The organism is Mycobacterium sp. NGS17 (genome assembly GCF_059813205.1).
Window position 1 is genome coordinate 172,006 of the sequence record NZ_JCALED010000010.1, and the last position, 23,547, is coordinate 195,552.

The following is a 23,547-nucleotide window of genomic DNA, read 5'->3' on the forward strand; positions in this document are numbered from 1 at the left end:
CTTTGTTCAAGTGGCGACCTGGATAGGGAACAATGGGGGGGTGATAAGGCAGTTCGATGCCGGGCATGGCTTGAATTTCGCTGGCGGGGCATGCTCGGCGCCGACCAGGTCCGCACGGGCGGGCCAGCTCGAACCCGGAGGGAGCACTCGATGGCGGCGATGAAGCCCCGGACCGGAGACGGTCCTCTGGAAGCAACCAAGGAGGGGCGCGGCATCGTGATGCGAGTACCACTTGAGGGAGGCGGTCGACTTGTCGTCGAGCTGACGCCCGACGAAGCCGCTGCCCTCGGTGACGAACTCAAGGGTGTCACAAGCTCCACCTAGGGCCTGCCGCCGGCGGCGCTATGCACACACCTTCCGATAGATCTCCACGGTCTGCTCGGCGACGTGGGCCCAGGAGAACTCTTCGACGCAGCGCTGGCGTCCTGCCTCGCCGTAGCGTTGCGCTTTCTCCTCGTCGGCGATCAACTCGTTGACCGCATCGGCCAATCCGGCCTGATAGTCCCGCGGGTCGTCGGGACCGTAATGCACCAGCGTCCCGGTGACCCCGTCGGCGACCACCTCCGGAATCCCACCGACATCGGAGGCCACCACCGCCGTCGAGCAGGCCATCGCCTCCAGATTCACGATGCCCAACGGCTCGTACACCGAAGGGCACACGAAAACCGATGCCGCCGAGAGGATTTCGCGCAGATCCCCGATGGGCAGCATCTCCCGGATCCAGAACACCCCCGTGCGGCCGGCGGCCAGGGCGGCCACCGCGTCGCGAATCTCGGCGGCGATCTCCGGGGTATCGGGAGCGCCGGCGCACAACACCACCTGCGCCTCCGGGCTGAATCGGTGGGCGGCCGCCACCAGGTGCGCCAGTCCCTTCTGTCGCGTGATCCTGCCCACGAACACCACGATGGGCCGGGCCGGATCGACGCCGAGTTCACTCAGCATCGATCCGGTTCGAACCGGCCCGCCCGGGTACCAGACGTCGGTGTCGACGCCGTTGCGGATGACGTGCACGGCACTGGGGTCCAGTGCGGGATAGACACGCAGAACGTCCTCGCGCATCGCGGCGCTGACCGCGATGACGGCGTCCGCGGCCAGCACCGCGGTCTGCTCGACCCAGCTCGAGATCCGGTAACCCCCACCGAGTTGCTCGGCCTTCCACGGGCGCAGCGGCTCGAGCGAATGCGCGGTCAAGACGTGCGGGACGCCGTAGAGAAGGGAGGCCAGATGCCCGGCCATGCCGGTGTACCAGGTGTGTGAATGCACCACGCTGGCCCCCTTCGCCGCATCGGCCATCATCAGGTCGGCCGACAGAGTCGACACCGCCTGGTTCGCGCCCCGCAGCCGCGCGTCGGGCTCATAAACGTGCACTCCCGGAACGCCCGGACGCGGTGCTCCCATGCAGTGCACGTCGACCGCGCAGAGCCGGCGCAGCTGGGCGACGAGTTCGGTGACGTGTACTCCCGCTCCGCCATACACCTCCGGTGGGTACTCGCGCGTCATCATGGCCACCCGCATACCCGAACGGTAGTTCGGCGACCGGGCCCGCCGCGAGTCGGGTTCGCCACACCGTGGGGCGCACTCCGCGGTGTGCGCAGCCAAATACCTTGACGGACAGCCCCACAGAACGTCGCCAATCACCCCGTCCCCCTGGCAGCCCTCCGCAACGGCCGATAGGTTTGAAACCATGAGGGAAGCGCCACACGTGCTGGGCATCGTCCTGGCCGGCGGTGAGGGCAAGCGGCTGTACCCGCTGACGGCGGACCGCGCCAAGCCCGCAGTTCCCTTCGGCGGGGCCTACCGACTGATCGACTTCGTCCTGTCCAACCTCGTCAATGCCCGGTATCTGCGTATCTGCGTTCTCACCCAGTACAAGTCGCATTCACTGGACCGTCACATCTCGCAGAACTGGCGGTTGTCCGGTCTGGCCGGCGAGTACATCACTCCCGTGCCCGCGCAGCAGCGGCTCGGCCCGCGCTGGTACACCGGCTCGGCCGATGCGATCTACCAATCGCTGAACCTGATCTATGACGAAGACCCCGACTACATCGTGGTTTTCGGTGCCGACCACGTGTACCGGATGGACCCCGAGCAGATGGTCCGGTTCCACATCGACAGCGGCGCCGGCGCGACGGTGGCCGGCATCCGGGTGCCGCGCAGCGAAGCGACCGCGTTCGGCTGCATCGACTCCGACGAGTCGGGCCGCATCCGCAATTTCATCGAAAAGCCATTGGATCCGCCGGGGACCCCGGACGACCCCGAGCAGACGTTCGTATCGATGGGCAATTACATCTTCACCACCAAGGTGCTCATCGACGCGATCCGCGCGGACGCCGACGACGACCACTCCGACCACGACATGGGCGGCGACATCATCCCGCGACTGGTCGACGACGGGATGGCCGCGGTGTACGACTTCAGCGACAACGAGGTGCCCGGCGCCACCGATCGTGACCGCGCCTACTGGCGGGACGTGGGAACGCTGGACGCGTTCTACGACGCCCACATGGACCTGGTGTCGGTGCATCCCGTGTTCAACCTGTACAACAAGCGCTGGCCGATCCGCGGCGAGTCGGAGAACCTGGCGCCGGCCAAGTTCGTCAACGGCGGTTCCGCGCAGGAGTCGGTGGTGGGCGCGGGCAGCATCATCTCGGCGGCCTCGGTGCGCAACTCAGTGCTCTCGTCCAACGTGGTGGTCGACGACGGAGCGATCGTGGAGGGCAGCGTGATCATGCCCGGCGCCCGGGTCGGCCGCGGCGCGGTGGTGCGCCACGCGATCCTGGACAAGAACGTCGTCGTGGGGCCGGGCGAGATGGTGGGTGTGGATCTGGAAAGGGACCGGGAGCGCTTCGCGATCAGCGCCGGCGGTGTGGTCGCGGTGGGCAAGGGCGTCTGGATCTAACGCACCGGCGATGCGATTTGATCCGGGCGCGAAAGACGTTGATTTGCAGCGCGTAGCGCAGCGCGCGAACGCCTTCGGCGGCTGATCCGGCGGCTACCAGAGGTAGGGCACCAGCCGGTAGCGCACGCGCCGCGCGTATTCGCGGTATCCGGGTAGTTCCCGGACGAGCAGCTTTTCCTCGTCGAGGATGCGCAGCGCCAGCACCAGGGCGCCCGCGGGGACGAAGAGCAAACCCCAATAAGAGCCCAGCGCCAAGGGGATACCGATCATCATGGTCACGTTCCCGACGTACATCGGGTGGCGGACGAACTGATAGAGGCCCCGGGAAGCGACCGTCTGGCCGGCTTCCACCGTGACTGTGGCTGCGGCATAACTGTTTTGGGCGATCACCAGCATGGCGATGCCGAGGCCCGCCGCCACCAGCACGTCGCCGAGCAATGACACCAGGGGAGGCACCGACGACCAGCCGAACCGATGATCGAGAGCGCTGAACACCATCGTCGCGAAAAGGCCGAGAAACGAGCCGGTGATGATGAACTTCTGCGCCTTCCGGGGTTCCGCCCGCGGACCCGCGCGCATGCGGCGTTGCAGGGCCGCGGGATTGGTCCGGGCCAGGTAAACGGTGGGGATCAGCGTCGCAGCCGTGAACACGGCGACAAAGAGCCACGCCTGCCAGTAGTGCAGCGTGCCGGCTGGCAGTAGCAGGATCAGGGCCAGCGAGAGGATGCCCCACACCGATGACGCCGCTATACGGATGCCGGTTTTCATCATGCTCCTAGTTGCGTAGATCGCGGCGTCGAAAAGCCATGGCCCCCAGCGTCATCAGCCCTATGTCGATGGCCGACAGCCAGAGCAGGGGTACGACGGTGAAATCGGCGCCGATCCGCGGTATGTGCGCGAAGGGCTCCGCGTCGAGCAACCACTGGGAGAACCCGGCCAACGACCCGATCAGGTATAGGGAGATGAAGACGATCAGGACACCCCAGGCCACCGGCGTCAGGCGTGGCGCAATGCCGAACACGCAGACGGTGACGGCCGACAAGAGCCACACCGCGGGCAGCTGGACGGCCGCGCTTGCAACGACGGTGGGCAGTTCGGCGCCGACGTCGCCGACCGCGACGCCATAGACGACACCGGCGGTGATTCCGCTGGCCAGTATCGCGACCGCGGAGCCAGCTAGGGCAATCACCAGATGGCTTGCCAGCCAACGGGTTCGCGACACCGCGCCGGCCAGCACCGTTTCGGCCCGCAGGCTCGACTCCTCCTGGTGAAGTCGCAGGGTGAGCGAGACGGCGAACGCGGCGGCCACCATGCCCATCATCGCGAACGCCACGGCAATGAACGCCTCCTCGAGAGCACTGGTGCCGCCCATCCGTGCGACGATGTCGCGCGCCCCGCCACTGTCACCCAGCTCGTCGCCGATCCCGTGCACCACGCTGCCGATCAGCAGGCCGTACAGGCACAGTCCCACTGTCCACAGCAGCAGCGCGGCGCGGTCGAGCCGCCACGCCAGCCCGAAGGCGTCGCCCAGCGCGGGCGCCGCGGTGGCGGGGCCGGGGCGTTCCGCGACAAGCCCGGCGCCGACGTCGCGGCCGGCCAACAGCCGATACGCCAGGGCGGTCAGCGCGGCCGTCGTCACCAGGTGCAGCAGCAGCACCCACCAGCGATCGCCGGCATACGGTTTGACCTGAAGCGACCAACCGAGGGGAGACAGCCACGACAGCGTGCCGGCACCGGCGTCACCAACGGCACGCAGGGTGAACGCGGCGCCCAGCACGCAGAAGGCCGCCCCGCGGGCGAACCGGGCGCTCGGCGACAGCTGGGCGGCCACCGCGGCGACGGCGGTGAACACCAGGCCGGTGCAGGCCAGCGCGGCCCCGAATGCCAGCGAGCCGGCGGCCGGGACGTCGGTGCTCAGCAGGCCGACAGCACCGATCGCGCCGGTCGCAATCGAGGCTCCGAACGACAGCAGCAGCGCCGCGCTCAGGGCGGCGAAGCGGCCGATAGCGGTCGAATCCACCAGCTCCGTCCGCCCGTTCTCCTCGTCGGCGCGGGTGTGCCGGATCACTGTCAGGATGACGGCCACCGCGATCAGCGTGTGAAACATCCCGGCTTTCCAAATACCCACGGCGCCAAGGCTGTCGTTGTAGACCTGGCCGTAGAGGGCGCGCTGGGCCGGGCTGGCCATGATGGAGGCCTGGAACCCGGCGCGGGCGGAAGTGGTGGGGTAGATTTTCGCGATGCTGCCGACGTACACCGTCGCCAACGGCACCGACAGCAGCAACACCCATAGCGGCATCGAGATCCGGTCACGCCGCAGATAGAGCCGCAACATGGCGAGCGTGCCGGAAAAACTCGAACTCTTCTGCGGCACAGGCGATGCCGACGCGAATGGCCGGTCCAGCGTAGTGGTGCTCATGACAGCGACACCTTGGCCTCGTCGCGGCCGTGCCGACCGTCGCCGTCCGATGTGTCGTAGTGGCGAAGGAAAAGCTCTTCGAGGGTCGGCGGCTGGCTGACCAGGCTGCGCACCCCGGCATCGCCGAGCACGCGGATAAGCTCGCCCAGGCTTTCGCTGTCGACCTGGGCGCGCAGCGTGTTGCCCTCGACGCTGATGTCCTCGACACCCTTGATCCGGCTGAGATCGCCTGGATCGCCGGTCATTTCGGCCTTGATGGAGGTGCGGCTCAGGTGCCGCATGGAGCTCAGCGAACCGCTTTCGATGGTCTTGCCGGCGCGGATGATCGTCACCCGTTCGCACAACGCTTCCGTTTCGGCCAGGATGTGGCTGGACAACAACACCGTCGCACCCCGGTCGCGGGCCTGCGCCACGCACTGCTGAAACACGTTCTCCATCAAGGGGTCCAGCCCACTGCTGGGTTCATCCAGGAGCAGGAGCCTGGCCTGGGACGAGAACGCCGAGATCAGCGAGACCTTCTGGCGGTTGCCCTTGGAGTAGGTGCGGACTTTCTTGTGCGGGTCCAGGTCGAAGCGTTCGATCAGCTCGGCGCGCCGTTTCTTGTCGATGCCGCCCCGCATGCGCGCCAGCAGGTCGATGGTTTCGCCGCCGGTCAACGACGGCCATAGCGTCACATCGCCTGGTACGTAGGCGATGTGACGGTGTAGGGCGACGGCCTGGGTCCATGGGTCGCCGCCGAACAGCCGCACGCTGCCGCCGTCGGCCTTCGCCAAGCCGAGCAGGATGCGAATGGTCGTCGACTTCCCGGCGCCGTTGGGGCCGAGGAACCCGTGTACTTCGCCTTCCTGCACCGTGAGGTCCAGGCCGTCCAGCGCCCGCACCGCACCGAAACTCTTGGTGAGACCGTGGATCTCGATGGGCGCAGTACGAATGGATGTGTCACTTGGCATCGGATTCTCCTTGATCTTCAGCGGCCAGGAATGCGTCGTACATGGTCCGGTCGGCCAGCAGTCCCTCGGTGTAGACCTCGAGTGCGGGCAATATCATGTCGCGTGAGTAATCGCGCAGTACTGCGCGCAGATCCGTTGGCGTTTCATGCATTTGGATGTAGAGAAGAAAGCCGCCGCCGCCCGTGATGGCCAGGTACCTGGCCCGCGCTTTCGGGTCGCGGCTGGGCTTGATCGTCCCGGCGCGCACGCCCTCTTCCATGTATTCCTCGGCGTTGTCGATCATCCTGCGCCACAGCATGTTCGCCAGTTCTCCACCGGTCTGCATGCTGCGCACCAGATACGCCATCAGTGGCGCGAACTCCTCGATCTCGGCCATCTGGGCGAACCAGGTGGCCGGGTCGTTGGATTGCAGCGCCTCGGACTTGGTGCCGCGGATGGTCTCGGCGATGTAGTCCTCGCAGGCCTTGCGCAGGCCGTCCTTGGAGCCGAAGTGGTGGATCACCAGCGCGGCACTCACGCCGGCAGCTTCGGCGATGGCGCGAAGCCCGACGCCGAACCCGTGCTCGCCGAATTGCTCGATGGCCGCATCGCGGATCCGGGCGGCTGCCGTCAAGTCGGCTGAACGCATGTTCAGGACATTAAACGCACGTTCAGTCGTCGGTCAAGGAAGACACGCGTCAAGATTTCGTAAAGGCGTGGCGGGCACCCCAAAAAGGGTGGTCAGCGGCAAATAGGGCGGTCCGAGTCGGCCGGATCAGTCGCGGACGGCGGCCAGGATGCCGTCGCCGAGCGGCACCAGCGCCGGGGTGAGGCGCTCGTCCTCGGCGATCAGCCGCGCCGCCTCCCGCACCGCGACCACCTCGGCGTCGCGGGCGGCCGGGTCACCCGCACGGCCGCCCAGCGCGGCGCGGTGCACCACGATCACGCCGCCTGGGCGCAGCAGCCGCACGCCCTCGACGACGTAGTCAGGCTGATCGATCGGGTCGGCGTCGATGAACACCAGGTCGTAGGACTCGTCGGCGAGCCGGGTGAGCACCTCCTGCGCGCGGCCACCGATCAGCCGGGTGCGCGATTGACCGACGCCGGCTTCGGTGAACGCCTGCTTGGCCAGCCGCAGGTATTCGGGCTCGATGTCGATCGTCGTCAAGACGCCGTCGTCGCTCATGCCGGACAACAGCCACAGCCCGCTGACGCCGGCACCGGTGCCCACCTCCGCGACGGCCTTGCCGCCACTCAGCTTGGTGAGCAGGCTCAGCAGCGCGCCGACCGCCGGTGTCACCGCGCCGGCGCCGATGTCCTCGGCCCGCTCCCGCGCGGCCGCCAACAGCGCGTCTTCCGATATCGAGCTTTCGGCGTGCGCGAAGAGCGATTCGGCCCGGCTGGGCGCTGCCTGGCCGGGGGCTTCTGCGTCGGTGCCGTCCATGCGGGCAGCGTATTCCACTTCGGCGCGCAGTCCGACAGGCGCGCCTGAATCAGATCGGGGTGACACGCCCAACTGTCCAACTGCGTTTAAGGTCACTGCGCGATGGATATCTCCTGCACAGCGCAGGTAACGATACGGTTTCTCAGGGTCAGCTCAGATTGTTCATATACCGCACATACTCCGGTACGCGACGGTAGCCCTATGGATCGCGGAGGGCGTTGGACCGGGAATACCGAATGGGAACTACCTGTTGCCGCCAGTGACGAAGTGCCATTGTTCGGCACGCCGGATTCGGAGGATTTGATCATCACCACGCTTCTCAGCCCGTCCAGCATGTCTCATGCGCAGGAGCTCCCCGCCGACGAGTGGGTGGAGCCGTCCGACGTGCTGCAAGGGACTGCGGTGTTCGACGCGACTGGCGACAAGGCGGCCATGCCGTCCTGGGACGAGTTGGTGCGCCAGCACGCCGACCGGGTGTACCGGCTGGCCTACCGGCTTTCCGGCAATCAGCACGACGCCGAGGACCTCACCCAGGAGACCTTCATCCGGGTCTTCCGGTCGGTGCAGAACTACCAGCCGGGAACGTTCGAAGGGTGGTTGCACCGCATCACCACGAACCTGTTCCTCGACATGGTGCGCCGGCGCTCGCGCATCCGGATGGAGGCGCTGCCCGAGGATTACGAGCGGGTGCCCGCCGACGAACCGAACCCCGAGCAGATCTACCACGATTCCCGGCTGGGCCCCGACCTGCAGGCCGCGCTCGATTCGCTGCCGCCGGAATTTCGTGCCGCCGTCGTGCTGTGTGACATCGAGGGTCTGTCCTACGAGGAGATCGGTGCCACGCTGGGCGTCAAACTGGGCACGGTCCGCAGCCGCATTCACCGCGGCCGCCAGGCGCTGCGGGACTACCTGGCCGCGCATCCCGATCACGACGCCGTGCGCGCCAAGTCGGCGTAATCGCCGACCGCCCGCCTAACGGTCGGGCAGCTATTCAGCGGCTTTGCGGTCTTGGCCTCGGCATCGCGCGCCCTCTCGCGTTACATTCGAATAAGGCGGCGTTAAGAAATGAATGGCGAGGAGTTGGTGATGCCCGATCGTGGACATGTGTTCCGTCGCGCGTTTTCCTGGCTCCCCGCTCAGTTCGCCTCCCAGAGCGACGCGCCCATCGGGGCACCGCGCCAGTTCGGATCCACCGAGCACCTGTCCGTCGAAGCGATCGCGGCGTTCGTCGACGGCGAGCTCCGGATGAACGCGCACCTGCGGGCCGCGCATCATCTGTCGTTGTGCGCCCAGTGTGCGCGCGAGGTCGAGGACCAGAGCCGGGCGCGCGCTGCGCTGCGCGATTCGTGCCCCATCCGCATCCCCAGCACGCTGCTCGGCATGCTCGCCGACATTCCCTATGAGTCGCCCGACGACTCCTCCGCGCAGGCAACCGACCGCTTCGCCGACCGTGACGGACGTGAGCGGCGCAAGCGCCGGTAGCGTCCAGCCCACCCCACACGCGGTTCATGCCGACCGACGGCGCGCCATGGATACTAGGGTGGACACGGACAACGCCGGTGCCGCGAATTTCGCCCGGTAAAGGCCTGTCTCGAGCGCTCAAGTAGAGGATCCAAAAGGGATAACGTGACCTCCGACCAAGGCTACGACCAAGCAAAAGACAGCGGCAACCGCTTAGCGCCGCGCCCCGTCTCGCGTCCGCCGGTCGACCCCGCATCGACCCGGGAGTTCGGTCGTCCCGCCGGGCTGCGCGGGTCGTTCGTGGCCGAACGGGTCCGCCCGCAGAAGTACCGGGATCAGGCCGAATTCCGGCCGAGCAACCGGCCGGCCGACCCCGTGCTGCAGGAAGCTTTCCACCGGCCCGACGGCAGCCCCGACTCGCTGCAGCGCCACCCGGTGGACGCCAACGCGCTGGCCGGCGAGAAAAACGGTGTGGGGCCCGACGGGCAAGACGATCCCTGGCGAGACCCGGGGGCCGCGGCGGCGTTGGGCACGCCGGCGGTGGCGCCGTCGCGCTCCGGGACCGCGCTGGGCTACGGCGGCAAACTGGGCGTGCGCGACGTGTTGTTCGGCGGCAAGGTCTCCTACCTTGCCTTGCTGATCCTGCTGCTGATCGCGTTGGTCATCGGCGTGCTCGGCGGTGTGATCGGCCGCAAGACGGCCGAGGTCGCCGAGGCGTTCACCACCTCGAAGGTGACGCTGTCGACCAACGGCAACGGCGAAGCGCCGGCCGGACGCTTCGCCAAGGTGGCGGCCGCGACGGCGGGTGCGGTGGTGACCATCGAGTCCAAGAGCGACCAGGAAGGCATGCAGGGCTCCGGCGTCGTCGTCGACGGCCGCGGCTACATCGTCACCAACAACCACGTCATCTCCGAGGCGGCGAACAACCCCAGCCAGTTCAAGACGACGGTGGTGTTCAACGATGGCAAGGAAGTGCCGGCGAACCTGGTGGGCCGCGACCCCAAGACCGACCTGGCCGTGCTCAAGGTCGACAACGTCGACAACCTGTCGGTCGCGCGCCTCGGCGATTCCGACAAGGTGCGGGTGGGCGACGAGGTCCTGGCCGCGGGTGCGCCGCTGGGCCTGCGCAGCACCGTGACGCACGGCATCATCAGCGCGCTGCACCGGCCGGTGCCGCTGTCGGGGGAGGGCTCGGACACCGACACGGTGATCGACGCGCTACAGACCGACGCCTCGATCAACCACGGAAACTCCGGCGGTCCGCTGATCGACATGGATTCCCAGGTGATCGGCATCGACACGGCCGGTAAGTCGTTGTCCGACAGCGCAAGTGGGCTGGGCTTCGCGATTCCGATCAACGAGGCCAAGCAGGTCGCCGAGACGCTGATCAAGGACGGCAAGATCGTGCACCCGACGCTGGGCGTCAGCACCCGGTCGGTCAGCAACGCGATCGCCTCCGGCGCCCAGGTGGCGAACGTGAAGGCCGGCAGCCCCGCGCAAAAGGGCGGAATCCTGGAGAACGACGTCGTCGTCAAGGTCGGTAACCGCAAGGTGGCCGACGCCGACGAGTTCGTCGTCGCCGTGCGGCAGTTGACCATCGGCCAGGATTCCCCGATCGAGGTCGTCCGCGACGGCCGGCACGTCACGCTGACCGTCAAACCAGACCCTGACGGCAGCTGATGTTCGGCAGCCTGAGCTGGGAGCACATGCTCGTCCTCGTCGTGGTCGGGCTGGTGGTCCTTGGGCCGGAGCGGCTGCCGGGCGCCATCCGGTGGACGTCGAACGCCTTGCGTCAGGCGCGTGACTACCTCAGCGGCGTGACCAATCAGCTGCGCGAGGACCTCGGCCCGGAGTTCGACGAGCTGCGCGTTCCGCTCAGCGAACTGCAGAAGCTACGAGGCATGACGCCGCGTGCGGCGCTGACCAAGCATCTGCTCGACGGCGACGACTCCTTCCTGACCGGCAGCTTCGACAAACCGGTCAACGGCGCGCCGCCGCACATCGCGCCGTCGGACTCCGCCGCGGCGAACGGCCAGGCGATGGCGGCCGAACAGCGGCCCGGCGGTCACACGCCATTCGACGCCGACGCGACCTGAGCGCCACCGCGCGCCGCGGGCGTCGTCAGAGCCTCAGCGCCGCGTCGGGTCGAGCCCCAGCGATACGCCGGCGAGCCCGCGCTTGCGCGACGACAAGCTGTCGGCCACTCCGCGCAGCGCCTTGCCGACCGGCGAATCGGGTGCGCTGAGCACCAGCGGCGTGCCGGAATCGCCCGCGGCCACCAGCTCGGGATCCAGCGGGATCTGCCCCAGCAGCGGCACGTCGGCGCCGACCGCCCGGGAGAGCCGCTCGGCCACCTGCCGGCCTCCGCCCTCACCGAACACCTGCAGCGTGGAGCCGTCGGGCAGGGTGAGCCCGGACATGTTCTCCACGACGCCGACGACGCGCTGCCGGGTCTGCAGCGCGATGCTGCCGGCCCGCTCGGCCACCTCGGCGGCGGCCAGCTGCGGCGTCGTCACCACCAGGATCTCGGCATTCGGGATCAGCTGCGCCACCGAGATGGCGATGTCCCCGGTCCCCGGCGGCAGGTCGAGCAGCAGCACGTCGAGATCGCCCCAGTAGACGTCGGCCAGGAACTGCTGCAGCGCGCGGTGCAGCATCGGCCCGCGCCACACCACCGGGGTGTTGCCCTCGGTGAACTGAGCGATGGAGATGACCCGCACCTCGTGCGCGATGGGCGGCAGGATCATCGACTCGACCTGGGTGGGCCGGTCGGTGGTGCCCATCATCCGGGGGATGGAGTGGCCGTGGATATCGGCGTCCAGCACACCAACGGATAGGCCGCGGGCCGCCATCGCCGCCGCCAGATTGACCGTGACGGTGGACTTGCCGACCCCGCCCTTCCCGGACGCGACGGCGTAGACCCGGGTCAGCGAATTCGGTTGGGCGAACGGGATAACCGGCTCGCGGGCATCGCCCCGCAACTGCTTTCGCAACTCGGTGCGCTGCTCGTCGTTCATCACGTCCAGGGTGACTTTGACCGCGCCGGTGCCCGGGACGTCGGCGACCGCCTGGCTGACACGGTCGCTGATCTCGGTCTTCTTCGGACAGCTGGCGGTGGTCAGGTAGATCGCGACATGCACCGCGCCGTCTGGCTCGGTGTCGATGCTCTTGACCATGCCGAGTTCGGTGATCGGACGCCGCAGTTCGGGGTCGATCACCTTGCCCAGGGCGGTGCGGATCGCCGCGCTCAGGTCGGCTGCTGAATCGGAAGAGTCATGGCGGGACATCACCGCCGAGTGTAGGCGTGCGCGACGATCCGGTTTCGCGGCGACCCTTCGCCACGGGCTGGTTAGCTGGCCGAAACCGGTCCCGGGTGCTTCGGCTTGAGGACGCCGGGCGCCGCGCCCGACGGGCCGGCGGACTTGGGCGCCTGCGCCGCCTGCGAGGGCCCGGCGGCTGGGGGCGACGGCACCGCGACCGGGGGCGCCGGCGGCGGGCCGGCATCCGGGGGTGGCGCGCCGAACGGCGGCGGCGCCGGGGGCGCGATCGGCGGCGGCGCAGGGGGCGGGGCGCCGAACGGCGCCGGCGCCGCTGGTGGCGGGGCACCGAATGGCTGTGGCGGAGCGAACGGCTGCGCCGGACCCGCGGGTGGCGTGCCCTGCGAACCGATGCAGATCACCGTGCAACCGGGAACCCGGGCGGGCGCCTGCGCAGGCGTGGGCGTCATCCACGGGAACGTCGGCTGGGAACCGGGGAGCCCCGGGCTGCTCAAGTCGATCAGCGGAATGCGGGCCAGCGGGTCGTCGAGCGGCAGGCCGTTGATGTTCATCGGCAGGTTGGGGCCGAGCCCTTCGGCGTGCTCGAGGTGCGCGTCGCCCAGCGGCGGCGGCGGCCCGGTCATCGGCGGCAGGTCGACGGGCACGACGCCGGTGGCGTAGGCCGCCGCCCAGCCCAATACGTTCTGCGCGTAGGGCATCGAGTTGTTGTAGCGCAGGATCGCGGTCAGCACTTGCGACTGCTCACGCAGGTTGAGTCCGCCGCTGCACAGGTATCGGGCGGCCGCCAGGGTGGAGTCGAAGATGTTCTGTGGATCCGCCACGCCGTCGCCCTTGCCGTCGGAGGCGTAGCGCGCCCACGTCCCCGGCAGGAACTGCATCGGCCCCATCGCGCGGGCGTAGGTGACGCGGTTGCCCGCGCTGCTCTGGATGATGGTCTCGTTGCCGGGCAGCGAACCGTCCAGGGACGGGCCGTAAATCGGGGTGATCGCGGTGCCGCGTGAGTCGACCGCACCGCCGCCCGCGTGGCCCGACTCGATGCGCCCGATTCCGGCCAACAGGTTCCAGCTGACGCCGCAGCCCGGCGCGGCGACGGCCATCTTCTGTTCCGCATTGCGGTAGGCGGCGAGCGCGATGCTCGGAATGCCCAGTGCGCCACGCGCATTCACGATCATCGCCGGCGGCGGAGCGGACAACGCGGGCCCGGCGACGTGAAAGGCGGTGGGGCCCCGGTCCATCGCGACGACGGCGGGCCCGGTGAGATCGGGGAAGGTCGGGGAGACCGCGGCCACCGGGGTGACGGCGGCATGCCGCGGCGGCATGCGCACCGGAAGGGAGGGAGCCGCTGCGCTGACCGCCCCCGCGAAGACCAATGGAGCAATCATTGCCACGCCGAAAATCGGCTTGCGCGTGTTCCGAAGTGCTCGCTGCCGCAGAGACGCGGCGGCGGGGCTTTCACCCCGGCTTCCCCCTATGCGCACTCGACCGTCCTAGATGTGTGAGCTGGGTCAACTTTCTGTTAGCTCGGTGAACCAGATCACCATACATAACTCTTGTGACACGAGTGGCGCAATGGTCGAAATGGTTCTCACCTGGATTTCTTAGTCGTTCGCTCGAGGGCGTCGCCGTCCGAAATCGTGTCGCCAGCTGCGCTTTCGGGCTGCAATCCAGCCAACATCTCGCGCAAATCCTCGAGCTCGTGGCGCAGGTATTCACGCGTCACCACCTCGCCGACGGCCAGTCGCACGGCGGCTAGTTCGCGGGCCAAGTACTCGGTGTCGGCCTTGGTTTGCGCGGCCCGGCGGCGATCGTCTTCCAGTGCGACGCGGTCCCTGTTCTCCTGGCGGTTCTGGGCCAGCAGGATCAGGGGCGCCGCGTAGGCGGCCTGCGTGGAGAAGGCCAGGTTCAGCAAGATGAACGGATACGGGTCCCAGCGCAGTCCTACGGCGAACAGGTTCAGCGCGATCCACACGAAGACCACGACCGTCTGTAGCAGTAGGTAGCGGCCGGTGCCGAAGAAGCGAGCGATCGACTCGGTGAACTGCCCGACGGTATCGGGATCCAGCCGCGGCGAGTACCTGCGCGACGTCCGGGGCGTGTACAGCCCCCGTGGTGTCGTGGACTTGCTCACGCGGGTCCTCCCAGTCCTTCGAGCCGGCCGGCGGTGTCGAGTTCCTGCATATCCACCCGCCAATCGTGCGGCAGCAGGTGATCGAGCAGGTCGTCGACGGTGACCGCTCCCAACAGATGGTTCTGGTCGTCGACGACGGGTCCGCACACCAGGTTGTACGCGGCGAGGTAGCGGGTCACCGAGACGAGCGGCGTTTCCGGCGTCAAGGTGAGCAGGTCGCTGTCGACGATCCCACCGACCAATTCGCCGGGTGCCTCCCGCAGCAGTCGCTGCAGCGTCACACAACCCAGGTAGCGCCCGGTGGGCGTCGCCGTGGGCGGCCGCACCACGAACACCATGGACGACAGCGCGATGCTGAGATCCGGATCGCGGACGCGGGCCAGCGCCTCGGCGACGGCCGTGTCCGCGGTCAGCACCACCGGGTCCGAGGTCATCAGTCCGCCCGCGGTATCGGGCGAGTGGGTGAGCAGCCGGCGCACCGAGGCCGAATCCCCGGGATCCATGCGGGTCAGCAGCATCTCCGCGTCGGTCGGATTCAGCACGCCGAGCAGGTCGGCGGCGTCGTCGGGGTCCATCTCCTCGAGCACGTCGGCGGATCGCTCGGTGCCCAGCTGCGAGAGCACCTCGGCCTGATCCAGCTCGGGCAGTTCCTGCAGGATGTCGGCCAGCCGGTCGTCGTTGAGCGCCTTGAGCACCTCGTAGCGACGCTTGGCCGGCAGCCCGCGGATGGCGTCGGCCACGTCGACCGGTTTGCGGCCCTCGAACTGGTCCAGCAGTTGCGCCACGCCTTGGCCGGGCAGCGCCAGGGCCGAGGGCGTCAAGCCCTGCACGCTGTGCCAGTCGACGACGTGGACGGGGCCCCGCCGTCCCAGCCGGCGCTGGCTGCGCACGGCGACCCGGCTCACCATCCAGTCGCGCGTTCGGATCTGCTCGATGCCCAGGTCGGTGACCACCACGTCCAGGCCGGCCAACTCGGGCAGTTCGGGGTCGTTGACCTTGACGACGGTGTCGAGCACCTGGCCGATCGCGAGCACCTCCCCGGGCCGTTGGACGAAATGACGCAACGACACGTTGCCGGTGCTCAGCGTCACGGCGTTGGGCTCGATGGAGGCGACGCGCAAGATCGGGATGAAGATGCTGCGCCGCGTCGCGAGGTCGACGACCAGGCCGAGCACCCGCGGTTGCTGGCGAACGATGCTGATGCTGATCACGACGTCACGCACTCGGCCGACGGATTCGCCGAGCGGACCCAACACCAACATCCGCGCCAGCCGCGCGACGTACACCCTGTTGACCGATCCCATGGAAGTAGAGCCTAGGCAGCCGTCGGCCCGGTGACAGACAACCCCGCTGCGGCCGAGCTGGGTCTGATGCGCTAACGCGTGTGCATCGCGAAGAGCAAAAACACCAAAGTCACGCCCAGCGTGGCGATTCCGATGACGATGCCGGCAACCGCCAGGCCGAAGCCGTCCTGCCGGGTTCGCTTGATCTGTCTCACGGCGATCGCACCGAGCACGATGGCCACGATCGACCCGACGCAGCACAACAGGCCGGTGAACGAAGAGATGAGGGAGGCGATTGCCAGCGCGTTCGTCCCAGGCTTCTGGGGCGGGACAGATCCATAGCCACCGTGGTAATCGGGCGTCGGGTAGTAGCCGCCCTGATAATCCGGCGTCGGGTAGAAGCCGCCCGAATAAGCGGGCGGCCCGTAGGTGGGCGGGCCGCCATAGGGCGGAGGCGGCGGCGGATAGGCCGGTGCGCCATAGCCCGGCGGCTGCTCGTACCCGGGCGGCGGAGCAACGGGCGGCGGGTACGGCGGTGGATAGCCGGATACGTGTTCGGGGTTTGGCGGCGGGTACGGCGGCGCGGATTCGGGCGGCGGCGCGGCGGGCGGATGCCAGGGCGCGGTCGCGTCCGGCTGCTCGCCGGCCGCGCCGCCGGCGGGCGAGTCGGCCTTGTCGTCGTGGCCACCCTCGCCGAAGCCGCGCCCGGGTGCTGTCATGGTGTTCAACCTAGCCCATGCGCAGGTGGCGGTTGCCGCCGCGAATCGCCGACGGGCACACCGACATTTCGGGGCCGGCAGCAGCGAAATCCCGGCTCGTCGCGGCCGGGGCCCGACATTGCAACGCGGGACGCAGCATGTTTTCGCAGGTGACGAAACGTCGGTGGATAGGGTGGACAGGCCTGAGATGAAACCACGGCCGACGCGGAGGACAATGAGCGGCGATGACTAATCCTTTCCAGCCGGGGCAGGTTCCCGGCGCCACGCCTCCGGGCGCGGCGGGACGCCGTGGGACGCCGGGACTGCCGACGCCGCCGCGGGGCTGGCCGGTCGGGTCCTATCCCACCTACGCCGAGGCGCAGCGCGCCGTCGACTACCTGTCGGACCAGCAGTTCCCGGTGCAGCAGGTGACCATTGTCGGCGTCGACCTGATGCAGGTGGAGCGGGTCACCGGCAGGCTGACGTGGCCGAAGGTGCTCGGCGGCGGCGTGCTCAGCGGAGCGTGGCTGGGGTTGTTCATCGGCCTCGTGCTGGGCTTCTTCAGCCCGAACCCGTGGGGGGCGCTGGCCACGGGTCTGGTCGCCGGTGTCTTCTTCGGGCTGATCACTTCCGCTGTTCCCTATTCGATGGCCCGCGGCACAAGGGATTTCAGCTCGACCATGCAGTTGGTAGCCGGGCGGTACGACGTGCTCTGTGATCCGCAAAACGCAGAGAAGGCGCGGGACCTGTTGGCGCGCTTGGCGATCTGAGGCGCGCGCGAGAGGTGTGAAGCAGTGGTGAGTCGGCGCGGGCGCGTGCGCCGGACGGGCGCAATCGCGCTCGCGACGGCGATCATCGCCGGGGGGCTGGCGGCGTGCGGTTCCGGGGGGCACGGGCTGGTCATCAGCTTCTACACGACGGCCGCCGACGGTGCGACGTTCACCGCGGTGGCCCAGGACTGTACGAAACAATTCAATGGCCGCTTCGCCATCCAGCAGATCAGCCTGCCCCGGGCCCCCGGCGAGCAGCGTTTGCAGCTGGCCCGCCGGCTGACCGGACACGACCGCACGCTCGACGTGATGTCGCTGGACGTGGTGTGGACGGCCGAGTTCGCCGAGGCTGGTTGGGCGGTGCCGTTGTCCGACGATCCAGCAGGGCGAGCCGAGGCCGACGCGACGGCGGACACGTTGCCGGGGCCTTTGTCGACTGCGCGCTGGCAAGGCAAGCTGTTCGGAGCCCCCGTCACCACCAACACCGAATTGCTCTGGTATCGGCCCGATTTGGTGTCTCAGCCGCCGCGAACCTGGGACGACATGGTGGCCGAGGCCACCAGATTGCACGACGCGGGGCAGCCCAGCTGGATCGGCGTGCAGGCCAACGAGGGCGAAGGTCTTGTCGTCTGGTTCAACTCGCTGTTGGTCAGCGGGGGCGGCCAGGTGCTCTCCGAGGACGGGCGCCGCGTCACGCTCACCGACACGCCGGTGCACCGGGCCGCCACCGTCAACGCGCTGCGCATCCTCAAGTCGGTGGCCGTCGCGCCCGGCGCCGATCCGTCGATCAGCCGGACCGACGAGAGCACCGCGCGGTTGGCGGTCGAGCAAGGTCGGGCCGCGCTCGCCGTCAACTGGCCATACGCGCTGGCGTCCATGCTGGAGAACGCGGTGAAGGGCGGGGTGCCCTTCCTGCCGCTCAACCGGAATCCGGAGCTGGCCGGCAGCCTCAACGCCGCCGGCACGTTCGTGCCCAACGACCAGCAGTTCCGGATTGCGTATCAAGCCAGCCGGCAGGTGTTCGGCTTCGCGCCGTATCCCGGTGTGGCGCCGGGCCGTCCGGCCAAGGTGACCATCGGCGGGGCCAACCTGGCGGTGGCGAGCACCACCCGTCATCGTGCCGAAGCATTCGAAGCCATTCGCTGCCTGCGTAATCTGGCGCACCAGAAGTACGTATCGATCGAAGGCGGCCTGCCGCCGGTGCGCACGTCGCTGTATTCCGATCCGCAATTCCAGAGCAAGTACCCGATGTACACCATCATTCGCCGGCAGCTCACCGATGCCGCGGTGCGCCCGGCGACGCCGGTGTACCAGGGTGTGGCCATCCGGCTCGCCGCGACGCTGAGCCCGATCGCCCAGATCGACCCCGAGCGGACCGCCGACGAGCTCAGCACCCAGGTGCAGAAGGCGATCGACGGAAAAGGATTGCTTCCGTGACGCGCGCTGTCCCCGAAACCGGCGCCGCGCGAACGCCTTCCGCGATGCCACGACTGCGCGGCAGGCCGTCCGAACAGCGGCTGGCGCTCCTTCTGGTCGCACCGGCGGCGATCCTGATGCTGGTGGTGACGGCGTATCCGATCGGCTACGCCGTGTGGTTGAGCCTGCAGCGCAACAACCTTGCCGTCCCCAATGACACCGCGTTCGTCGGCCTGAACAACTACCTGACGATCCTGACCGACCGGTACTGGTGGACCGCGCTGGCGGTGACCCTGGGCATCACGGTGGTTTCGGTGTCCCTGGAGTTCGTCCTGGGCCTGGCGCTGGCGCTCGTCATGCACCGCACCCTGGTCGGCAAAGGCCTGGTGCGCACCGCGGTCCTGATCCCGTACGGCATCGTCACCGTGGTCGCGTCCTACAGCTGGTATTACGCGTGGACGCCGGGCACCGGTTATCTGGCGAACCTGTTGCCGCAGGGCAGTGCGCCGCTGACCGATCAGATCTCGTCGCTGGCGATCGTCGTCCTCGCCGAGGTCTGGAAAACCACGCCGTTCATGTCGCTGCTGTTGCTGGCCGGTCTGGCACTGGTCCCAGAAGATCTGCTGAAAGCCGCCCAAGTCGACGGGGCCGGCGCGTGGCGGCGGCTCACCGGAGTCACGCTGCCCATCATCAAACCGGCCGTGGTGGTCGCCCTGTTGTTCCGGACCCTGGACGCGTTTCGCATCTTCGACAACATCTACGTGATCACCAACGGCGCCAACAACACCGGATCTGTGTCGATGCTCGGCTACGACAACCTGTTCAAGGGCTTCAATGTCGGCCTCGGCTCTGCCATCAGCGTGCTGATCTTCCTGTGTGCCGGTCTTATCGCGTTGGTGTTCATCAAGATGTTCGGCGCGGCGGCGCCCGGGGGCGACGTCGATGGCCGCTAACGGGGCGGGCGCCCGGCGCACCGCCATCTGGGCCGTCATCGACACCCTGGTGGCGGTGTACGCGCTCGTTCCGGTGCTGTGGATCTTCAGCCTGTCGTTGAAACCGAGCTCAACGGTCAAGGACGGCAAGCTGATTCCGTCATCGGCATCCTTGGACAACTATCGCGGCATCTTTCGCGGCGACTTCTTCAGCTCGGCGCTGGTTAACTCCGTCGGAATCGGGTTGATCACCACCGTGATCGCGGTGGTGCTCGGTGCGATGGCGGCGTATGCGATTGCCCGGCTGCGCTTTCCGGGCAAGCGGTTGCTGGTGGGGACCACCCTGCTGATCACCATGTTCCCCGCGATCTCGCTGGTGACACCGCTGTTCAACATCGAACGATTCATCGGCTTGTTCGATACCTGGCCCGGCCTGATGCTGCCGTACATCACCTTCGCGCTGCCGCTGGCGATCTACACGCTGTCGGCCTTCTTCCGGGAGATCCCTTGGGATCTGGAGAAGGCGGCGAAAATGGACGGCGCGACGCCGGCTCAGGCGTTCCGCAAGGTGATCGTGCCGCTGGCGGCGCCCGGCGTGGTGACGGCGGCGATCCTGGTATTCATCTTCGCCTGGAACGATCTGCTGCTGGCGTTGACGCTGACGGCCACCAAAGCGGCCATCACCGCACCGGTGGCGATCGTGAACTTCAGCGGCAGTTCCCAGTTCGAGGAGCCGACCGGCTCGATCGCGGCGGGTGCCGTCGTGATCACGGTTCCCATCATCGTGTTTGTTCTAATCTTCCAACGACGAATCGTCGCCGGGTTGACCTCCGGCGCGGTGAAGGGATAACTCGATGGCCGAGATTGCGCTGGATCACGTCAGCAAGAGTTACCCCGACGGCGCCACGGCGGTGCATGACCTGAACCTCACCATCGCCGACGGCGAATTCCTGATCCTGGTGGGCCCTTCCGGCTGCGGCAAGACCACGACGCTGAACATGATTGCGGGGCTGGAGGACATCTCGTCCGGCGAGCTGCGCATCGGCGGCGAACGGGTGAACGAGAAGGCGCCCAAAGACCGCGACATCGCGATGGTGTTCCAGTCCTATGCGCTGTATCCGCACATGACGGTGCGGCAGAACATCGCCTTTCCCCTGACGCTGGCCAAGATGAAGAAGTCCGAGATCGCCCAGAAGGTCGAAGAGACCGCCAAAACCCTTGACCTGACCGATCTTCTGGACCGCAAGCCCTCGCAGTTGTCGGGCGGTCAGCGACAGCGGGTGGCGATGGGTCGCGCCATCGTGCGCCATCCCAAGGCGTTCCTGATGGACGAGCCGCTGTCCAACCTGGACGCGAAACTGCGGGTTCAGATGCGTGGCGAGATCGCCAGGCTGCAGAAGCGGCTGGGCACCACGACGGTCTACGTCACGCACGACCAGACCGAGGCCATGACGCTGGGCGACCGCGTGGTGGTGATGCATTCCGGTGTCGCGCAACAGATCGGCACACCGGACGAGCTGTACGAGCAGCCCGCCAACCTGTTCGTCGCCGGCTTCATCGGCTCGCCGGCGATGAATTTCTTTCCCGCCACGCTGACGCCCGTTGGACTCAAGCTGCCGTTTGGCGAGGTGATGCTGGCCCCGGAAATCCAAGAGGTGATCGGCCGGCATCCGGAACCCGCGAACGTCATCGTCGGCGTGCGCCCCGAGCATCTGTCCGACGCCGCGCTGATCGACGGCTACCAGCGCATCAGGGCGCTGACCTTCCAGGTGAAGGTCGACTTGGTCGAGTCGCTGGGCGCTGACAAGTACGTCTACTTCTCCACCGCGGCGTGGGCCGCGCACTCGGCTCAGTTGGACGACCTGGCCGCCGAGTCGAACGCCCATGAAAACCAGTTCGTGGCAAGGGTTCCCGCAGAATCGAAGGCGGCCATCGGACAACCGATCGAGCTGGCGTTCGACCCCGCCAAGCTGGTGGTCTTCGATGCGGATTCCGGTGTCAACCTGACGATCGCGCCGTCGGAGTCACCGTGACGTCGGATCAGGTGCGCGCACACCTGCGGGCTTACTTCACCGACGTCGCGCCCGATGCGGCGAGCGTGACGTTTCTGGGCACCGAGACCATCGAGGTGTTGCGTTTCCGCGAGCCGGACCACACGGTGCACTACGTCACGCTCGGATGCTCGCGCCACCCGATGACCGAACCGACGCTCGACATCGCCGATCCCTTGCGCGGTCCGCGCGCCGAAATCGTGCTGCAGTTGCGCGATCCCGGTCCGGTGACCGGCGTTGCGCGCAGCATGGCGATCCTGGCGGCGACGCCGGCCGTCGACGGTGTGGTGCTGGGCGCCGACGCGCTGATCGATCTCGGCTCGCCGATCTGGGCGTCCCCTTCTTCGCGCGTGCCGTTCACCGCTGTCCTGTTGGGCCGCAGCGGGATTGGCGATCTGCCGCTGGACCCGCCCCGCGACCCGGTGCAGTTCCTGTCGGCGACTCCCATCACCGCGACCGAAGCGGCGTGGGTGCGGCTCAAGGGCGCCGCGGCGATGCGCCAGGCGTGGGAGAACGACGGCGTCGACGTGCTGGATCCGAAACGCCCAGCGGCACAACCCCGCTGATGACGGACCAGCAGACGCAAAAGTCCGCGACACGCCGACGATTCGGGCGCTTTTGTGTCTGCTCGCCGACAAACCGTTACAGCCAGTTGTTGCGGCGGAACTGGAAATACAGTCCGACGCAGGCGACGGCCATCACGGCCATGATCGCCGGGTAGCCCCACGTCCAATTCAGCTCGGGCATGAAGTGGAAGTTCATCCCGTAGATGGCGGCGACCATGGTGGGAACCGCCAAGATACCGGCCCAGGCCGCCATCTTGCGCATGTCGTTGTTCTGCTGCATGCCGACCCGAGCGAGTGCCGCCTGGATCAGCGAATTGAGCGTGTCGTCGTAGCTGGCGATCTGGTCGGCGGCCTCGGAGTGGTGGTCGGCGACGTCGCGCAGATAGCGCCGCACCTCTTTGGAGATCACGTCCTTGTTGTCCATCTGGATGCGATGGAACGCCGTCGACAGCGGATTGACGCACCGGCGCAGTTCGACCACCTCGCGCTTGAGCAGATAGATCGGTTCGACGTCGATCTTGCTGCCCGGCGCGAACGCCAGCCCCTCGATGCCGTCGATGTCGGACAGCATCAGGCTGCTCACCTCGAGATAGTGGTCCACCACATGGTCGGCGACCGCGTGCATCACCGCGTAGGGGCCCAGCCGCATCTGCTCCGGGTCGCTGTCCATCCGCTTGCGCACGTCCGACAGTCCGCCGTGTTCGCCGTGCCGCACCGTGACCACGAAATCCCTGCCGACGAAGACCATGATCTCTCCGGTCTCGACGATCTCGCGGGCCAGCACCACCGATTCGTGGGGCACGTAGTTGACGGTCTTGAGCACCAGAAACAAAGTGTCGTCGTAGCGCTCCACCTTGGGCCGTTGATGCGCGCACACCGCGTCTTCCACGGCCAGCGGGTGCAGCCCGAACACGTCGGCCACTTCCTGCATCTCGGACTGATTGGGTTCACGCAAGCCGACCCACACGAAGGCGTCGTGCCCCGACGTTTCGATCTCGTGCACCTTGTCCAGGGCGGCCGCGTACCCGAGCTTGCCCGGCAACCGCTCGCCGTCGGCGTAGACGGCGCAGTCAACCAGCGTCTCCTTGGGCGGTTCGGGGGCCGGGTCCGGCTTGGGGTGCGGTTCGTGCGCAAGGGGCCGAAGCGCTTCGGGCAATGCGTCAAATCCTTGGAACACATCCACCTCCCACCGTGCGCAGCTCCCACCGGGCGGTGGTCAATGGTACGCGTTCCGGCTGATCGAAACGCGACGATCTGGTATCGGGAAAGCCCT

The 23,547-nt window shown here is 67.8% G+C and carries 24 protein-coding genes; 12 read left to right on the forward strand and 12 right to left on the reverse strand.

Going from position 1 to position 23,547, the window contains the following annotated elements:
- The first annotated feature begins 150 nt into the window (after positions 1-150).
- On the forward strand, positions 151-324 hold the full coding sequence (locus tag AC5Y7E_RS20895) for a DUF3117 domain-containing protein (RefSeq protein ID WP_066995255.1): 174 nt from the start codon (positions 151-153) through the stop codon (positions 322-324).
- An 18-nt stretch (positions 325-342) separates the two neighbouring features.
- Here the strand turns inward: AC5Y7E_RS20895 and glgA are convergent, their stop codons facing one another.
- Positions 343-1,515, reverse strand: a complete 1,173-nt coding sequence (gene glgA / locus AC5Y7E_RS20900) for a glycogen synthase (protein WP_499950600.1) — start codon at positions 1,513-1,515, stop codon at positions 343-345.
- Positions 1,516-1,684: 169 nt separating this feature from the next.
- Here glgA and glgC point away from each other — a divergent pair, with 169 nt between their 5' ends.
- The gene (glgC, locus tag AC5Y7E_RS20905; RefSeq protein WP_499921527.1) at positions 1,685-2,899 is read left to right on the forward strand and encodes a glucose-1-phosphate adenylyltransferase; all 1,215 of its coding nucleotides are present in this window, start codon (positions 1,685-1,687) and stop codon (positions 2,897-2,899) included.
- Between the two features lie 93 nt (positions 2,900-2,992).
- On the opposite strand, the gene AC5Y7E_RS20910 is transcribed toward glgC, so the two are convergent.
- The 5 genes from AC5Y7E_RS20910 to AC5Y7E_RS20930 all read right to left on the reverse strand — a co-directional run bounded on the left by AC5Y7E_RS20910 (position 2,993) and on the right by AC5Y7E_RS20930 (position 7,691).
- Entirely contained in the window at positions 2,993-3,667 is a 675-nt protein-coding gene (locus tag AC5Y7E_RS20910) for a methyltransferase family protein (RefSeq protein ID WP_499921526.1), read from the reverse strand.
- Positions 3,668-3,674: 7 nt separating this feature from the next.
- Positions 3,675-5,318 (reverse strand): ABC transporter permease, encoded by a 1,644-nt coding sequence (locus AC5Y7E_RS20915; RefSeq protein ID WP_499921525.1) that lies wholly within the window; start codon positions 5,316-5,318, stop codon positions 3,675-3,677.
- Complete coding sequence (locus AC5Y7E_RS20920; protein ID WP_499921523.1) at positions 5,315-6,268, reverse strand: ABC transporter ATP-binding protein; 954 nt, start codon at positions 6,266-6,268, stop codon at positions 5,315-5,317. Before AC5Y7E_RS20920 ends, AC5Y7E_RS20915 begins: the two co-directional genes overlap by 4 nt.
- Positions 6,258-6,896: a TetR/AcrR family transcriptional regulator gene (locus AC5Y7E_RS20925; RefSeq protein ID WP_499921522.1), complete on the reverse strand. Its 639-nt coding sequence runs from the start codon at positions 6,894-6,896 to the stop codon at positions 6,258-6,260. Before AC5Y7E_RS20925 ends, AC5Y7E_RS20920 begins: the two co-directional genes overlap by 11 nt.
- Before the next feature lie 126 nt (positions 6,897-7,022).
- The gene (locus AC5Y7E_RS20930; protein ID WP_499921521.1) at positions 7,023-7,691 is read right to left on the reverse strand and encodes an O-methyltransferase; all 669 of its coding nucleotides are present in this window, start codon (positions 7,689-7,691) and stop codon (positions 7,023-7,025) included.
- A 201-nt stretch (positions 7,692-7,892) separates the two neighbouring features.
- On the opposite strand from AC5Y7E_RS20930, the gene sigE reads away from it, so the two are divergent.
- From sigE to tatB, 4 genes are all read left to right on the forward strand, one after another.
- Positions 7,893-8,648 carry an RNA polymerase sigma factor SigE gene (sigE, locus tag AC5Y7E_RS20935; RefSeq protein ID WP_499921519.1) on the forward strand — a complete coding sequence of 252 codons (756 nt, stop codon included), beginning with the start codon at positions 7,893-7,895 and terminating at the stop codon, positions 8,646-8,648.
- Between the two features lie 129 nt (positions 8,649-8,777).
- On the forward strand, positions 8,778-9,173 hold the full coding sequence (gene rseA, locus AC5Y7E_RS20940; protein ID WP_499921517.1) for an anti-sigma E factor RseA: 396 nt from the start codon (positions 8,778-8,780) through the stop codon (positions 9,171-9,173).
- Between the two features lie 144 nt (positions 9,174-9,317).
- Complete coding sequence (gene htrA, locus AC5Y7E_RS20945) at positions 9,318-10,832, forward strand: serine protease HtrA (RefSeq protein WP_499950601.1); 1,515 nt, start codon at positions 9,318-9,320, stop codon at positions 10,830-10,832.
- Positions 10,832-11,248 (forward strand): Sec-independent protein translocase protein TatB, encoded by a 417-nt coding sequence (gene tatB, locus AC5Y7E_RS20950; RefSeq protein WP_499950602.1) that lies wholly within the window; start codon positions 10,832-10,834, stop codon positions 11,246-11,248. The genes htrA and tatB overlap by 1 nt, the downstream gene beginning before the upstream one ends.
- A gap of 33 nt (positions 11,249-11,281) precedes the next feature.
- Here the strand turns inward: tatB and AC5Y7E_RS20955 are convergent, their stop codons facing one another.
- The 5 genes from AC5Y7E_RS20955 to AC5Y7E_RS20975 form a co-directional block, all read right to left on the reverse strand.
- Positions 11,282-12,439, reverse strand: coding sequence for an Mrp/NBP35 family ATP-binding protein (locus tag AC5Y7E_RS20955; RefSeq protein ID WP_499921512.1), 1,158 nt, complete (start codon positions 12,437-12,439; stop codon positions 11,282-11,284).
- A 62-nt stretch (positions 12,440-12,501) separates the two neighbouring features.
- On the reverse strand, positions 12,502-13,908 hold the full coding sequence (locus AC5Y7E_RS20960) for a lytic transglycosylase domain-containing protein (protein ID WP_499950603.1): 1,407 nt from the start codon (positions 13,906-13,908) through the stop codon (positions 12,502-12,504).
- A gap of 107 nt (positions 13,909-14,015) precedes the next feature.
- On the reverse strand, positions 14,016-14,558 hold the full coding sequence (locus AC5Y7E_RS20965) for a DUF1003 domain-containing protein (protein WP_499921509.1): 543 nt from the start codon (positions 14,556-14,558) through the stop codon (positions 14,016-14,018).
- The gene (locus AC5Y7E_RS20970; RefSeq protein ID WP_499950604.1) at positions 14,555-15,862 is read right to left on the reverse strand and encodes a magnesium transporter MgtE N-terminal domain-containing protein; all 1,308 of its coding nucleotides are present in this window, start codon (positions 15,860-15,862) and stop codon (positions 14,555-14,557) included. Before AC5Y7E_RS20970 ends, AC5Y7E_RS20965 begins: the two co-directional genes overlap by 4 nt.
- Positions 15,863-15,933: 71 nt before the next feature.
- Positions 15,934-16,560 (reverse strand): DUF4190 domain-containing protein, encoded by a 627-nt coding sequence (locus AC5Y7E_RS20975; RefSeq protein WP_499921505.1) that lies wholly within the window; start codon positions 16,558-16,560, stop codon positions 15,934-15,936.
- Positions 16,561-16,784: 224 nt separating this feature from the next.
- Here AC5Y7E_RS20975 and AC5Y7E_RS20980 point away from each other — a divergent pair, with 224 nt between their 5' ends.
- The 6 genes from AC5Y7E_RS20980 to AC5Y7E_RS21005 are packed head-to-tail and all read left to right on the forward strand — an operon-like array spanning position 16,785 to position 22,274.
- Positions 16,785-17,309, forward strand: coding sequence for a YflT domain-containing protein (locus AC5Y7E_RS20980; protein ID WP_499921504.1), 525 nt, complete (start codon positions 16,785-16,787; stop codon positions 17,307-17,309).
- Positions 17,310-17,333: 24 nt separating this feature from the next.
- Positions 17,334-18,746: an extracellular solute-binding protein gene (locus AC5Y7E_RS20985; RefSeq protein WP_499950605.1), complete on the forward strand. Its 1,413-nt coding sequence runs from the start codon at positions 17,334-17,336 to the stop codon at positions 18,744-18,746.
- 44 nt (positions 18,747-18,790) lie between these two features.
- Entirely contained in the window at positions 18,791-19,678 is an 888-nt protein-coding gene (locus AC5Y7E_RS20990; protein ID WP_499950619.1) for a carbohydrate ABC transporter permease, read from the forward strand.
- Positions 19,668-20,507, forward strand: a complete 840-nt coding sequence (locus tag AC5Y7E_RS20995; RefSeq protein ID WP_499950606.1) for a carbohydrate ABC transporter permease — start codon at positions 19,668-19,670, stop codon at positions 20,505-20,507. The genes AC5Y7E_RS20990 and AC5Y7E_RS20995 overlap by 11 nt, the downstream gene beginning before the upstream one ends.
- A gap of 4 nt (positions 20,508-20,511) precedes the next feature.
- On the forward strand, positions 20,512-21,690 hold the full coding sequence (locus tag AC5Y7E_RS21000) for an ABC transporter ATP-binding protein (protein WP_499921498.1): 1,179 nt from the start codon (positions 20,512-20,514) through the stop codon (positions 21,688-21,690).
- Positions 21,687-22,274, forward strand: a complete 588-nt coding sequence (locus tag AC5Y7E_RS21005; protein ID WP_499921496.1) for a suppressor of fused domain protein — start codon at positions 21,687-21,689, stop codon at positions 22,272-22,274. The genes AC5Y7E_RS21000 and AC5Y7E_RS21005 overlap by 4 nt, the downstream gene beginning before the upstream one ends.
- Before the next feature lie 76 nt (positions 22,275-22,350).
- On the opposite strand, the gene corA is transcribed toward AC5Y7E_RS21005, so the two are convergent.
- A complete protein-coding gene (gene corA / locus AC5Y7E_RS21010) occupies positions 22,351-23,451 on the reverse strand; it encodes a magnesium/cobalt transporter CorA (RefSeq protein WP_499921495.1) in 1,101 nt (366 codons plus the stop codon).
- Positions 23,452-23,547 lie beyond the last annotated feature (96 nt).

Bases quoted from the DNA above. Each gene is read 5' to 3' on its own strand.
- AC5Y7E_RS20895 (WP_066995255.1), top strand. From the start codon at position 151: ATGGCGGCGATGAAGCCCCGGACCGGAGACGGTCCTCTGGAAGCAACC.
- glgA (WP_499950600.1), bottom strand. From the start codon at position 1,515: ATGCGGGTGGCCATGATGACGCGCGAGTACCCACCGGAGGTGTATGGC.
- glgC (WP_499921527.1), top strand. From the start codon at position 1,685: ATGAGGGAAGCGCCACACGTGCTGGGCATCGTCCTGGCCGGCGGTGAG.
- AC5Y7E_RS20910 (WP_499921526.1), bottom strand. From the start codon at position 3,667: ATGAAAACCGGCATCCGTATAGCGGCGTCATCGGTGTGGGGCATCCTC.
- AC5Y7E_RS20915 (WP_499921525.1), bottom strand. From the start codon at position 5,318: ATGAGCACCACTACGCTGGACCGGCCATTCGCGTCGGCATCGCCTGTG.
- AC5Y7E_RS20920 (WP_499921523.1), bottom strand. From the start codon at position 6,268: ATGCCAAGTGACACATCCATTCGTACTGCGCCCATCGAGATCCACGGT.
- AC5Y7E_RS20925 (WP_499921522.1), bottom strand. From the start codon at position 6,896: ATGCGTTCAGCCGACTTGACGGCAGCCGCCCGGATCCGCGATGCGGCC.
- AC5Y7E_RS20930 (WP_499921521.1), bottom strand. From the start codon at position 7,691: ATGGACGGCACCGACGCAGAAGCCCCCGGCCAGGCAGCGCCCAGCCGG.
- sigE (WP_499921519.1), top strand. From the start codon at position 7,893: ATGGATCGCGGAGGGCGTTGGACCGGGAATACCGAATGGGAACTACCT.
- rseA (WP_499921517.1), top strand. From the start codon at position 8,778: ATGCCCGATCGTGGACATGTGTTCCGTCGCGCGTTTTCCTGGCTCCCC.
- tatB (WP_499950602.1), top strand. From the start codon at position 10,832: ATGTTCGGCAGCCTGAGCTGGGAGCACATGCTCGTCCTCGTCGTGGTC.
- AC5Y7E_RS20955 (WP_499921512.1), bottom strand. From the start codon at position 12,439: ATGTCCCGCCATGACTCTTCCGATTCAGCAGCCGACCTGAGCGCGGCG.
- AC5Y7E_RS20970 (WP_499950604.1), bottom strand. From the start codon at position 15,862: ATGGGATCGGTCAACAGGGTGTACGTCGCGCGGCTGGCGCGGATGTTG.
- AC5Y7E_RS20975 (WP_499921505.1), bottom strand. From the start codon at position 16,560: ATGACAGCACCCGGGCGCGGCTTCGGCGAGGGTGGCCACGACGACAAG.
- AC5Y7E_RS20980 (WP_499921504.1), top strand. From the start codon at position 16,785: ATGACTAATCCTTTCCAGCCGGGGCAGGTTCCCGGCGCCACGCCTCCG.
- AC5Y7E_RS20990 (WP_499950619.1), top strand. From the start codon at position 18,791: ATGCCACGACTGCGCGGCAGGCCGTCCGAACAGCGGCTGGCGCTCCTT.
- AC5Y7E_RS20995 (WP_499950606.1), top strand. From the start codon at position 19,668: ATGGCCGCTAACGGGGCGGGCGCCCGGCGCACCGCCATCTGGGCCGTC.
- AC5Y7E_RS21000 (WP_499921498.1), top strand. From the start codon at position 20,512: ATGGCCGAGATTGCGCTGGATCACGTCAGCAAGAGTTACCCCGACGGC.